General features: G+C 53.6%; 10 protein-coding genes. 5 read left to right on the forward strand and 5 right to left on the reverse strand.

Annotated elements, in window-relative coordinates:
• Positions 1–3: 3 nt before the first annotated feature.
• Together NMUL_RS05520 and NMUL_RS05525 are read right to left on the reverse strand one after the other, a co-directional pair.
• Positions 4–675, reverse strand: coding sequence for an energy transducer TonB (locus tag NMUL_RS05520; protein ID WP_011380397.1), 672 nt, complete (start codon positions 673–675; stop codon positions 4–6).
• A 16-nt stretch (positions 676–691) separates the two neighbouring features.
• On the reverse strand, positions 692–1195 hold the full coding sequence (locus NMUL_RS05525) for a redoxin domain-containing protein (protein WP_041352409.1): 504 nt from the start codon (positions 1193–1195) through the stop codon (positions 692–694).
• A gap of 565 nt (positions 1196–1760) precedes the next feature.
• On the opposite strand from NMUL_RS05525, the gene NMUL_RS05530 reads away from it, so the two are divergent.
• The 4 genes from NMUL_RS05530 to NMUL_RS05545 all read left to right on the forward strand — a co-directional run bounded on the left by NMUL_RS05530 (position 1761) and on the right by NMUL_RS05545 (position 3611).
• Complete coding sequence (locus tag NMUL_RS05530) at positions 1761–2336, forward strand: RNA polymerase sigma factor (RefSeq protein WP_074773466.1); 576 nt, start codon at positions 1761–1763, stop codon at positions 2334–2336.
• On the forward strand, positions 2333–2710 hold the full coding sequence (locus NMUL_RS05535) for a DUF3619 family protein (RefSeq protein WP_011380400.1): 378 nt from the start codon (positions 2333–2335) through the stop codon (positions 2708–2710). The genes NMUL_RS05530 and NMUL_RS05535 overlap by 4 nt, the downstream gene beginning before the upstream one ends.
• On the forward strand, positions 2692–3057 hold the full coding sequence (locus NMUL_RS05540; protein ID WP_011380401.1) for a DUF3106 domain-containing protein: 366 nt from the start codon (positions 2692–2694) through the stop codon (positions 3055–3057). The genes NMUL_RS05535 and NMUL_RS05540 overlap by 19 nt, the downstream gene beginning before the upstream one ends.
• Positions 3058–3194: 137 nt before the next feature.
• The gene (locus NMUL_RS05545; RefSeq protein ID WP_011380402.1) at positions 3195–3611 is read left to right on the forward strand and encodes an RDD family protein; all 417 of its coding nucleotides are present in this window, start codon (positions 3195–3197) and stop codon (positions 3609–3611) included.
• Positions 3612–3711: 100 nt separating this feature from the next.
• Here NMUL_RS05545 and tldD read toward each other — a convergent pair whose 3' ends face one another.
• The 3 genes from tldD to NMUL_RS05560 form a co-directional block, all read right to left on the reverse strand.
• The gene (gene tldD, locus NMUL_RS05550) at positions 3712–5172 is read right to left on the reverse strand and encodes a metalloprotease TldD (protein ID WP_011380403.1); all 1461 of its coding nucleotides are present in this window, start codon (positions 5170–5172) and stop codon (positions 3712–3714) included.
• A gap of 41 nt (positions 5173–5213) precedes the next feature.
• The gene (locus tag NMUL_RS05555; protein ID WP_011380404.1) at positions 5214–6074 is read right to left on the reverse strand and encodes a carbon-nitrogen hydrolase family protein; all 861 of its coding nucleotides are present in this window, start codon (positions 6072–6074) and stop codon (positions 5214–5216) included.
• 221 nt (positions 6075–6295) lie between these two features.
• Positions 6296–10120, reverse strand: coding sequence for a YhdP family protein (locus NMUL_RS05560; protein ID WP_238529874.1), 3825 nt, complete (start codon positions 10118–10120; stop codon positions 6296–6298).
• 277 nt (positions 10121–10397) lie between these two features.
• Here NMUL_RS05560 and glnE point away from each other — a divergent pair, with 277 nt between their 5' ends.
• Positions 10398–13178, forward strand: a complete 2781-nt coding sequence (gene glnE, locus NMUL_RS05565) for a bifunctional [glutamate--ammonia ligase]-adenylyl-L-tyrosine phosphorylase/[glutamate--ammonia-ligase] adenylyltransferase (protein ID WP_011380406.1) — start codon at positions 10398–10400, stop codon at positions 13176–13178.
• Positions 13179–13229 lie beyond the last annotated feature (51 nt).

Consider the following 13229-nt stretch of genomic DNA (forward strand, 5'->3'; position numbering starts at 1 on the left):
AGGTTAATCTCCTTGGAGTACAAAGTTGAAGGGTTGCAGGGCAACAGCCCGCACCGGTTGACCATTGCGTACGGTGGGTGTGCAGCGCCAGGTTTTGACAGCGGCCATGGCAGCTTCGTCCAACCGTTTGAAACCGCTGCTGTTCACTACGTGTGCCACATCGACGTATCCTTTTTCATCCAGTTCCACTCTTAGCACGAGCTTTCCTTCTTCACCCAGCCGTTTCGAAAGTGCCGGGTAAGTCGGTGCATTCAAGTGGGGGCACGCGACTGATAATTCCGAGGAAAGTGAAACCGGACCAGCCGGCATTTGCGGCGCAGGAGCTGCTTCCACTACCGGTTCGGGTTCGGCTTCAGGCTCGGCTTCGAGTGCCGGTTCCGGCGGGGGAGGCGGGGCGACTGGCTCACTCTCGGACAATGGGGGCGCTTTTGCAACGAGTTGCTGCGGTTGCGGTTTCTTTACAGGTTTAGGCTTGGGCTTGGGCGGAGGAGGTGGCGTTTCAGGCTTGGCCTCTTCCTTCGGCTGGGGCGAAGGAATGAAATTTACCATCAGTGTCGCTAATTGTTCCGGCGGGGGAATCAACTGTTGCTTGAACAGGAAATAAAGCAATCCGGCGTGGATCACAACGACGAACACCAGGCCAGACAAGGATATGCTGCTGTGCTTGAAGGTCATTGCCTGCCCTGCGGTCTCAATACTTTCCATTCTGCTTTCCGTTCGCGGTATCGACGGCATTTCGCGCCAGCCATTCCTCGACGAGCGACTTGTTGATCAGGCCCATCTTGACCGTGCGCTGGTGTTTCTGATCATAGAAATAGGTCCGCGGCACTTCGCCGTACCAGCGGCCATCGATTTCCTGGCGCAGGCGTTCCGGCATATCCTCTGCGAAAACCCATTGTTCGAATTTGGCCGTTCCATAGTTTCCCGCCCGGTCGGCGAGTTGAGGCATATCATCGACCGTGTCGGTAGCAATCAGTACCACATCCAGCCCGGGGTGACTCTTTTCAAGCTCGCTTAGCATTTTGAGTTCGGTGGGGCAATACTGGCAGTCGAGAGACCAGAGGACGAGGATGAAAGGTTTGTTCGCCCGGGATGCAAGCACCTGCTTGAGACTCCCCGATGTAAAAGGGCGAATACTTTCCGCTGCGGCGACAATGTCGACAGCACCGAGGAAGAACATCAGTACGAGTGCCATCCGAAGTACAAGACTGCCGTAACTACCTGCCGGACGGTGGAGGGCCGGGGCAGACGGGAATTTCAGAGTACTGGGCATTGGTGGTAATGTAAATCTAATTAAGAATCACTTGCAATTCAAGGCGGGATTGTACCACTAACAGTCGGCCGCACAAATATTCGAATGCAGTTTCAGAATTTTTTGGTCAACTTTTTTCAACTTTGGAAAGGAATTTTCCATATCTCCGACGATCCCGCATCCATGATAGGCAGGAAAAAGCATTATCGCAATGTGACAAATTGTCGCAGGAGCAGAAGATAGTTCCTCCGAAAAACTTCCTTAGACTCGAGTCCGATCCCGGGCTTCTTGCGATACGATATGGAGCATGAGATCATGAAGATTATATTTCTGCATACCTTGCTCAAGCCGATCCCTTGAGGGGCATACGAATAAACTCCTGCTGGAATAAACTTCCCCTGGCATTACCTGCTTTGTTAAAACAACTATAGTAACCCGTCAAAAGTTTGATAACATTGCCGCCGGTGAGTTTGCTCCTGTTCTTTCATCTTCCAAGAGGCGAATCGTCCTGGCTACAAAACAGGAATTTTCGAATTTTCTGGCTGAAATCGAACGGCGCGCCTACAAGCAAGCTTTGTTTGCCATACGCGATGAACATCTTGCCCTGGATATTGTTCAGGATTCGATGATGAAGCTTGTCGAGAAGTATTCGGCCAAACCGCTGGAAGAATTACCTCTCCTGTTTCAACGCATCCTGCAAAATACCATCCGGGATTTTTATCGTCGACAGAAAACGCGTTCACTGTGGACGACGCTGTTTTCAGCATTCATTCCTTCCGATCATGAAAAGGAAAGCGAAGATTTCGATCTGCTGGAAACTTTGCAATCCGACCCGTCATCATCTAAGGTTAATGACCCCCACCAACAACTCGAACAGTCGCAACTTATCAATCTGCTCGAGAGGGCTATTGAAACCCTGCCAGCACGTCAACGCGAGGCTTTTCTACTGCGTTACTGGGAGGAAATGGATGTTATGGAAACTGCAAAAATCATGGGGTGCTCCGAGGGGAGTGTGAAAACGCACTGTTCCCGTGCAACTCATACACTTGCCGCAATGTTGAAAAAACATGGAATTGGGCTATGAGTGAAACTGATGTAGGGAGGGGAGTAGCGCGGTTGCTGGATCGCGGACTCGATGACCTCAAGCAGGGTACATTGAATCGTCTTCAGTCTGCGCGCAGGGCTTCTCTGGAAAATTACCATGTGGCGGAAACAGTCGTCCAGCTTGGCCGGAGCGGGCAGGTCGTTTCATCGCGAGGGGGGCATCATGGTCATTCGCGAGTTGGCAAGTTGTTATCGGTGATAACATTATTGCTGGCTTTGGCGGGTGCCATTTATTGGCAGAATTTGCAGCAGAGTGATGAGAATGAGGAAATCGAGATAATGCTGCTCGTGGATGATCTGCCGATAGATGCCTATCTGGACGATGAGTTCGGTGAATGGTTAAATCAGTCATAGCCATCACCTCGGCGCTGTATCTGTTACTTTCGGTCCCGGTTGAAGCAGGTCAACCTGCCTGGGAAGAATTGAAGCCGCAGCAAAAAGAGGCTTTGGCTCCGCTCGCACAGGAGTGGAACGGGATGGACCCTGCCAAGAAGAAGAAATGGCTGGGTATTGCCAAACGCTATCCGCATATGACACCCGAGGAGCAGCACCGGACCCAATTGCAGATGCGGGACTGGTATTCGCTGACTCCCGAACAGCGGGAGCTGGTACGTGAAAAGTATAAAACCATCAAGAAATTACCGCCGGAAAAGCGCCAGGAAATAAAGCGCAAATGGCGTGAGCATGAGCACCAGCAATGAAGCATCCTACTATAGCAGCCGGTTCAAAAGACAGGCGCCCTCGGGTCTTCTGAGTTCTGGTTGCTTTCTGTTTTTTTCCAATACTGTACTGCAATAAGACCAATACGAAAGCTTTTCTGAATGAAATTCCCGATACCATGAAAATTTCCGCGCCGGGGCTGGGGCGGAGATTACTGAGTATGTTGTACGAATCGCTGATTCTGGTTGCAGTTCTGTTTGTCGCCAGTTTCGTTTTTCATCTTGTTTTCCGGGATACCAGTTCCGTTTTTTTTCGACCCGCATTCCAGCTTTATCTGCTCGTGGTTGCAGGTATTTATTTCACCTGGTTCTGGACTCACGGTGGACAAACATTGCCCATGCAAACCTGGAAGCTTCGTGTAATCAGTGCCGATGGAAGCCGCCTTAATTTGAAGCAGGCGTTTGCACGTTATCTGTTTGCCGTCATCGGCATCTTTTTGCTCGGTTGCGGAATATTATGGGCATTATTCGACCGGGATGGATTGTTCCTGCATGATCGGCTTGCGGGTACCCGGATCGTGAAGATCGAGCAGTAAGAAACCTGACGGGAACGTATAGGGGGCGCTCGTCATCTTGCCGTGAAACCCCCGCTTCAAATCGGCTGCTTCAATGGCTGATAGGGAATACTGCCCGAGGCTACGCTGTTCCTCCCACCGTCAGTCCATCTATGCGAAGGGTGGGTTGACCCACGCCTACGGGCACGCTCTGGCCTTCCTTGCCACACGTCCCGACCCCGGGATCAAGCGACAGATCGTTGCCGATCATCGAAACGCGGGTGAGTATATCAGGACCATTGCCAATGAGAGTGGCGCCCTTCACCGGATACGAAATTTTTCCATTTTCGATCATGTAGGCTTCCGCAGCCGAAAATACGAATTTTCCGCTGGTGATATCTACCTGTCCCCCGCCGAAATTGACCGCATATAATCCGTGCTTCACGGAAGCGATGATTTCTTCCGGAGTTTTGTCCCCATTCAGCATATAAGTATTCGTCATGCGCGGCATGGGAATGTGCGCAAATGATTCGCGTCTTGCATTTCCTGTGACGGGAACGTTCATCAGCCGTGCATTCAGGCTGTCCTGCAAATAACCCTTGAGTATTCCGTTTTCGATCAGCATTGTGCACTGGGTGGGGTTCCCTTCGTCATCGACGTTGAGCGAGCCCCGCCGGCGTGCAATAGTGCCATCATCCACCACCGTCACTCCCGGTGCAGCCACGCGTTCGCCGATTCGACCCGCAAATGCGGAACTCCCTTTGCGGTTGAAGTCTCCTTCCAACCCGTGGCCAATGGCCTCATGCAACAGTATTCCCGGCCAACCCGAACCGAGCACCACAGTCATGGTTCCGGCAGGCGCCGGTTTTGCATGCAGGTTGACAACCGCTTGGTGAACCGCTTTTGCAGCATAGTCGCGCAGCACGTCATCCGTGAAGTATGCATAGTCGAAGCGTCCTCCTCCTCCTGCAACTCCTTGCTCACGGTTGCCGTTTTCCTCGGCAATAACCTGCAATGAGAGACGCACAAGCGGGCGCACATCGGCTGCCAGAAGACCATCACTGCGGGCAACGAGAACCACTTCGTATTCCCCTGAGAGGGAAGCCATGACTTGGATAACACGTTTGTCCAGCGCCCGCGCATAACTTTCGAGCTTTTCGAGCAAAGCCACCTTGTCCGTATCCTTGAGGCTGGCAATCGGGTCTTCAGGCAGATAAAGCTCCCGCCCCTTGCTGCGTTTGACAACTTGCACCGATTGCGTGACGCCATGGCGAGCGATGGCTCGCGTAGCCTGTGCGGCAGACACCAGCGCAGGCATGCTGATGTCGTCCGAATACGCAAAGGCGGTCTTATCTCCGCTGACTGCGCGTACACCCACGCCTTGATCGATATTAAAGCTGCCGGATTTGACTATGCCTTCTTCCAGAGCCCAGCCCTCGGCTCGGCTATACTGAAAATACAGGTCGGCATAATCGATGCGGTGCGCAAGCAGCTGGCCGAACACGTTCTGTAACCCGGTTGCATCCAGTTCATGAGGTGCAAGCAGACAATTGTTGGCCGTCGCGAAAAGATCGTTAACCTGGATAGTCTGTTCTGTAATCATGGTAGTTAGTGGGGGAGAAGGAGAACAAGGTTCAACGGAATTCAAAAGTAACGCAGCGTGCGGTGATTCAAGGCGGGCAGGCTGCTGCGCAAGCTCGCCTGATATTCAGGATCAATATCCGCGATGACAACTCCGGGTCCGCGCGGGAGGCGGTCCAGCACCACGCCCCAGGGATCGACTATCATGCTGTCCCCATGGGTTTCCCGCCCATTGATATGGTATCCACCCTGAGCAGGCGCAACGACGTATGCCAGATTTTCGATGGCCCGGGCACGAATCAAGGTTTCCCAATGCGCCTTGCCCGTCGTGGCGGTGAAAGCCGCCGGGGCGAAGATAATGTCTACCTGCCCCATGGAACGGTAAAGCTCGGGAAAGCGGATATCGTAGCAGATGGAAAGTCCGATGCGGCCAAAGGGGGATTCCAGGGCAACGACACCCTGGCCTGCCTCGATGGTTTCTTCTTCGGCATAGCGTTCAGTTCCCAGCTCCAGGCCGAACAAATGTATTTTGTCGTACCGTGCGACCTGCTCACCGTTGTCGTTGTATACCAGGCAACTGTTTCGCACCTTGTCAGGCCGGGAAGAAACCAGGGGTACTGAACCGCCTACCAGCCATATGCCGAGACGCTTGGCAGTATTGCCCAGGAATTCCTGTATCGGCCCCTGATTATCCTGCTCACGGGCCGCTACTCTATCGGCATCCTCCATTCCCATCAGGCAGAAATACTCGGGGAGCGCCGCCAGCTTCGCGCCGCGTGATGCAGCAATATCCAGAAGCCGTCCGGCTTCTTCCAGATTGGCGTAGATATTCGGGCCTGCCGCCATCTGAATGGCCGCAACACGAACCGGGCCCGTGGGAACTGTTTCAGGAGGCAGTGAGTTACAGGCTAGGGAGTCTTGCATATTTGAGGTGTATTTTTCGGGGAGCGGAGAATACAGGGTAACTTAAAAGATTGTCTTTATAAAGTATTGTGGTTGATACCGAATCCGACATTGGCCACAGATCGCTCACGGGCGCGAAACAAGCATTAACAGACCCCACGCATACGTTGGTGGCGAGCGCAGTATAACGGGCGTGATCAGTCAATGCGTGCTGCCAAAGACCTCATGCGAGGAGACTCTGGTCAGGGTTGAGGCTCCGCTAGTTCCTGGGCCGGCTGCCCTATCCGGGTTACGACAGGATCTGCCCAGGTGCCGGTAATGTTGTAGTCTCTTGATGGAGCAGGTGTTTTCTTCATGGCTGTGCTTGCAATCACCGATGCCATCCCCACTACGGGGGAGGCAAGTCCATAGGAAGGGGTCACCCTGATGTGAAGTTTTTGCGTTTCCGCTTCGAGATTCATCTGTCCATTCATTGTAACCCTTGCAGCCGGCCCGTTTATTTTAAGCTCATCGGTCGATGCAATGCCACTCGCGATATTTATGCTGCCGGAAATGTCGTCAAATCCGAAACCTTCACTGAACACATCGCGAAAGTCCAGCGTGATCCTCCGCGGTAGTGAACGGAGATTGAAAATGCCGAAGAGCCTGCCGATTCCGGGCTCAAACCTGGGAAATTGTCCGCGTCTTGCACCAAGCTTGAACCTGCCGGACAAGGTGGAGTAATCTATCGATAGGGGATCCCCCTGCCAGGACAGGATGCCCTCGAGCGTACCGCTTCCACTGGTTACGCGATCAGGAAGGGCGAGCCGCTCAAGGAATTTCCCAATGTCATCTGTTTCCAGCATGACTGTGGCCTGCGTCTGTGGAGTCGGAACCCGGTTTTTCCATAGTCCTCGCATTTTTATCGAACTGTCGGGGTTGACAATGTGCAGTTTGTCGATATACCAGTTCCGTTCTTCCTGATTTGCAACCAGTTCCAGCTTCCCCAGCTGTTTCTCGCCAAAAACAAAGTCATCCACGATTACATCGAGCGCCGGCAGATCCTTTTCCTGTTGCCTGCTTCTGGATACCGTGCCTGGGCCGGAAGGAGGGTTTGCAGGAATGATCAGCCTGTTCAATCGCGCCACTATCTTGCCGGTACCGGATGGATTCCAGGTAATGCCTCCATTGACCTCCTCGCTTGTGATCCTGCAATACCACAGGCCGTCTTTTCTATTGGCATCCAGTGTGACATCATCGAACTGCCTGCCCAGAAAGCCAAGCGATTCTATATACAGGTTTAAGCCATTCAAACTGAAAGGGGCGGCGGGTTGGATTTCGAATTGCTTGAGCAAGAGGCGCCAACGGTCGAGATTCAATACGGGCAATGCACCCTTTATCACGATACCCGGCTCTTCAGGGAGAAAAACGGGTGAGGGACCGAAAACGATGGAACCACGTTCCACATGAAAATGACCGGAATCGTCACGGGTGCGGCTAATCTTTGCCTTGATGCGCTCGCCATAGCTCAGATGCAGTTCCTCGCTCTGCGTACCCGTCGCCTTTCCTTCGAATTTCACTGGTATTGCATCATGCGCCGCCTTCGACAAAGGCTCGGGCAGATCCGAGGAAATTCCCTCCAATGATGATTCAACGCTCACATCTGTGGACCGGTTGCCTACGAGCACGGCTGCTCGCCAATCGCCGCTGCCGTGTATATGTCTGGTCCAGAAAGGGATATCGCGTGACCCGGTGGGTTGCGAAATGGCATTCAGGTTATCGAAGTCGACCTTTCCGATAGCGGAAAAACGTACGCCACCGCCTGGCATATCAGTGGAACTGATCAGCACGGGGCCGCCGAGAAGACGGCCGCTCAGGTTTTTCGTTCTTATTTCAGAATCGGTAAAGGTCAACGTGCCATTCAATTGCTCCAGCTCGGGAATATATGAGGAGCTCGGGGCGATCCGGTTGTTCATGAATTGGTAGCGACCCCACAGTCTAGTTTCCCCTGGGCCGCGCAGTGGAGTATCAAGTTTGAGCAGCAATCTCCCGTCGCCAAAAATACGGGTATTCTCCATCAGCCAGTTATCGTAGGTGTCCGGTGTTTTTGCGGCAGCGAATGCCAGAAACTGACGAGTGGCGCCGGTCGCTTCCAGTTCGGTTTTGAGCCTAGCCTCGGTGGCAGTCATGTCAGGAATGATCAATCTTGCCTTCCCAAGGCGCGCCCCAAGAATATCTCCTTTGGAAACATTGATCTCCATGCGTTTATCGTTAAGACGCACTGTTCCGGCGAGATTCTCTATTCGCGGCCAGCCGGGGAGGGGATCGAGCAACATGCCCGATATCTTTGCGGCAAATTCGAAGACACCGGGATTGCTTGAAACAAAGGGAGGTCGAGCCAGATTTCCCTTTAGGTGAAACCAGCCATTCGAAATACTCCCTGCAACAATGGATTCACCCAGCCAATCAGGAAGATACTCCCTCCCTTTTCCTTTCGCCGGCAGGAGACGCAGCAGAGAAGGTATATCGGCGCGCGTGAGATGAGTTGTCAAGTCGAGGATACCCGGGCTGGCGGGCGCTGTCTGGTAATTTCCATAGGCTGACCCGGCTGCGTACGCGCTGGAGAAGGAGATATTGCTGAATTTTACCAACTTTGAACCGTTGCTGGTCAGATTCCATCTTATCTGTCCAGCAAGTGTATTCAGTGTTACCGGTTCAATCGTTGGATCCGGTAGTTGCAGCACCGTGTTTTGGGAATCCAGATTCAGCGTGCCTCCCTGTTCGGTAATATGAATATTCCCGCTGACGCCAGTGAAGGCAGGCATGCCATCGGACCTTTTCATTCCCAGTTTGGTAAATCTTCCAGTGGCATGGAAAGAAGAAGGCTCCGCCCATTCCCCCGTCCATTTTATCAACACCGAATGCAGTTTACCGCGGGGAGAAACAGCGCGGATTTTAGCCCGGAGCGGCTCACTCATCGGCAGGTATTTCGCCAACTCCTCCAGTTTATCCAGTCTCAGATTCTGGACGCTCAATGTGTTGCTATCCGGTTGGCTGGCATCGTGGTGAAGCTGCTGGAACGAAAAATCCAGCAAAGGCAAAGGCGGTTTGCCATAAAACGCGGCATCGAGCCGACGGGCAAAAAATTGACTGCCGTTGCTGCCGTTGTCCTCCACCTTGTGCCATCCTACCCTGCCTGCCAGCCTGGTGAGGCTCACTTCCGGCAGAGTCGACTCGAGCCGCGCCTTTACATTCTGCAAGCGCATGTCTGCCGTAACTTTGTTCATGTCTGTGCCGTCGATATTTGCCCAGATCCGCAGCGCGCCAACGCCCCGATTCAACTTTATTTCCTCGGGGAAAGGCAGCCAGGCCTGCCACCCCGCTATATCGGCACGGGTTATCTGCATGAAAAGCCGGCCCCGCCACAATCCGGGGTTGGCCAACGACTCTCCCTTGAAATCCCCGCGCATATCAAGGTGAGCGGCAAGCCGCGTGGGGGGTATGGCGCGGATGCCGAAGCGATGATGTCTGCCCCGGTTCTCGAGGCGCAGGTTGACCAGCAGTTCCAGTTGCGGCGCGGTGCGCTGGTCATCCTGCCAGAGAATATTGGCATTGTTTATGATGACTTGCCTCTGGTTGAGGAGCCAGTCGAAAAAGCCATCTTCACTTTCGGTAAATTCCTGCTTTAGTGCGAATCCGGCGACATGAATGACACCGGCAGTGTCTCGACGTACGATCAAATCAGGCTGATCGATTGCGATTTCACGAAAAAGCAATTCGCCATGCAATATCGAACGCCATGAAAGCGTGCCTTCAAGGCGATTCAGCAGCAAGGTGACACCCTGGTTATCATGCACGCGCACATCACGCAGCATCATGTGGGGACGGAACCCGTCCCAATTCGCGCTGATCTCGCCCAGTGTTACATATTGACCGGAAGCATGGCTGATGGCGGAAGCGAGGTTTTCACGGTACTGTTCGATATTCGGCAGCAGCCAATAGCGGAGAGACAGCAGCAGAACCGAAAAGACGGCTGCCACTGCAATCAGTACCCACATGGAAAGCCGGAACAGGAAGCTCCGTAGCATAAAAGATAAAATTGCTGACAGGTTCAATAAATTGTTCCGATACGGGTGCTGGGGGAAGGACGCAGGAACATTCGGACCCCGCTGAGTATGCGTTAAATCATACTTACCGGAAGAAATCTGATCCGGAGGTAAATGGCGGGGGCAGATGCGACAAAGCGGATTAGATGCGGCAGCTGCTTCTGTGTTCAATCCTTCAATAGAAGCCGCGACACAGGTTGTGCAGGAATTATCTACTCCACCCATTATCCTCCCGTTTTATTTTAACCTGAATTCAACCATGCCTTCTGATCGCCCCGCTGGAGAAATAGTGCAATCTGTCCTGCCGCTGAGCCGTTACGCTCAGGCTCAGCTGGCAAACGATGCCGCTCTGCTGGCTGAGTTGGAGCAAAACCTGCGCCGCCCCTTCATGCGAGAAGAAATGCAGGCATTTTTGCAGGCCTCCGCCGAAGGGATAAATAATGAGGAAGGGCTGCACGCAGTCTTGCGCGGCTTGCGCAAGCAGGTGCTGCTGCGAGTGGCGATACGGGACTTGGCAGGGCTGGCTGACCTGGCCGAGGTGATGTCATCCATGACAATCCTGGCAGAGCTTACCATCGGTTTCGCACTCGAGCGCTTGTATGCCTGGCTAGCCGAGCCAGGGCGGTACGGTCAACCGAAAAACACCGATAACCGCATTCAGCAGATGCTGGTCGTCGGGATGGGAAAGCTTGGGGGCGGGGAACTCAATGTTTCCTCTGATGTGGATCTTATTTTCGTATATCCGGAAGATGGCGAGACCGATGGGCACCGATCAATTTCCAATCAGGATTTTTTCGTTCGTCTGGGACGGAAGCTGATTACAAGTTTGAATGACATTACCGCGGAGGGTTTCGTTTTCCGGGTGGATATGCGGTTGCGGCCTTATGGGGAAAGCGGACCGCTGACGATGAGCTTTGCGATGTTGGAAGAATATCTGATCACCCAGGGACGCGAATGGGAGCGTTACGCATGGATCAAAAGCCGCGTCGTAGCAGGTCCGCGCGAAGAAAAACCGGTACTTGTAGAGCAGATCGCGCAACCCTTCGTGTTTCGCAAATATCTGGACTTCGGTGCTTATGAATCCATGCGCGCGCTTCATGCCCAAATCCGCCGGGAGGTTCAGCGCCGGGAAATGCACGGAAATATCAAGCTTGGGGCGGGCGGTATTCGCGAAATCGAGTTCATTGCCCAGGTATTCCAGCTGATCCGGGGCGGGCGCGATCCGGATTTCCGCATCCGGCCCACGCTTGCTGTACTGGGTTTGCTGGGGGAAAAGCAGCAGTTACCAGGGGAAGCGGTGACAGAGCTGGTCGAGGCATACACCTTTTTACGCAATCTCGAACATCGCCTGCAGTATCTTGACGATCAACAGACTCACCTCCTCCCTGCAACCCCCCCGGATCAGTCGGTGATTGCAGCCTCGATGGGTTTTTCGTCCTATGACGGATTTTTAAAGAAGCTCAACGCCCATCGCTCGAATATAACGCGACATTTTGAAGCTATCTTCGCGACCCCTCGTACTTCGCAGGCCTCCAATGCGCTTGCCGACTTGTGGAAGGCTGGAGAAAACGGCGTTCAAGCCGAAGCCGCGCAGACGCAACTCGCTAAACTGGGGTTTTCCAATCCGCAGAAAGTTCTCGAGTGTGTGGAGGAATTTCGCTCGGGCACCCGCTACAGGCAGTTGCCGCAAACGAGCAAAAAACGCATCGATGCGCTTGTTCCCACTCTGATCGAAGTGGCTGCGAAGTTTCCTTCCGCAGACCTCACGCTGGAACGGCTGATACGGTTACTGGAAACCGTCAGCAGGCGCTCAGCTTATCTGGCTCTGCTGCGCGAGTATCCCCAGGCTTTAGGGCGGGTAGCCAAGCTGGTCAGCGCAAGCCAGTGGGCCAGCGAATACCTGAACAGGCATCCGATCCTGCTGGACGAACTGCTTCCGGGACAGTTCCGAAATCCGCTTGATTGGTCTCGTGCCAAGGAAAGATTGATGCGCCAATTGCAGGACGCGCAGGGTTCTGGCGGCACGGATGTCGAACAGCAAATGGATATATTGCGGCATTTCCACCATGCCCAGGTATTTCAGTTGCTGGCGCGGGATGTGGAAGGATTGCTGCCCCTTGAGATCTTGAGTGACCATCTTTCCGATCTTGCCGACTTGTTGCTCGATGCTGTATTGCACCTTGCCTGGGCGGGGTTGAGAAGGAGGCATAGAGATATCCCCGCTTTTGCCATCATCGGCTATGGCAAGCTTGGCGGCAAGGAACTTGGCTATGCCTCCGACCTCGATATCATTTTTCTCTATGACGATCCCCATGCCGACGCTTCAGAAAGCTATGCCCGGCTGAGCCAGCGTATCAACTCATGGCTCACCAGCTATACTTCAGCCGGCTTACTCTATCAGACAGACCTGCGCTTGCGCCCCAACGGCAGCAGCGGCCTGCTGGTAAGTTCGGTTCAGGCATTTGCTGAATATCAGCATCATCATGCATGGGTCTGGGAGCATCAGGCGTTGAGCCGGGCGCGATTCGTGGCCGGAGATGCACAGGTAGGGGAGGCATTCGAGCGTATTCGCAGGGAAGTGCTGCGTCACCCGCGGGAATTGTCGGATCTGAAACGGGAAGTATTGGTAATGCGGCAAAAAATGCTCGACGCTCACCCCAACAACAGCGGGTTATTCGACATCAAGCATGACCGTGGAGGCCTTATCGACGTCGAGTTCATCGTGCAATACCTCGTCCTTGGATACGCCTGCCATCACAAGGAATTGACCGGCAATATCGGTAATATCGCGTTGTTGAAGCTGGCGGCAAAGCTGGGGTTGATCAGGAATGAAGTCGCAGAACCGGCCCTTAATGCCTACCGGGAATTTCGGCGGACGCAACACTGGCTGAGATTGAGCGGTTACTCCGACCTTGCGGGTTCATCTTCCGCGAACGGCAAATCGCAAAAATTTGCACGCGTTGAAGCAGATTATTTTGAGAATGAAATCGCGGCAGTTTCCGGCTTGTGGAGCGAAGTCTTCGGCGCATCCGCGGTTTAGTCCTCCCGGATTCAGGGTACACCTCCATCATAATTCAGCAGTTCGATGAGA

Origin of the sequence: Nitrosospira multiformis ATCC 25196, from assembly GCF_000196355.1 — a bacterium.
GTDB lineage: Bacteria > Pseudomonadota > Gammaproteobacteria > Burkholderiales > Nitrosomonadaceae > Nitrosospira > Nitrosospira multiformis.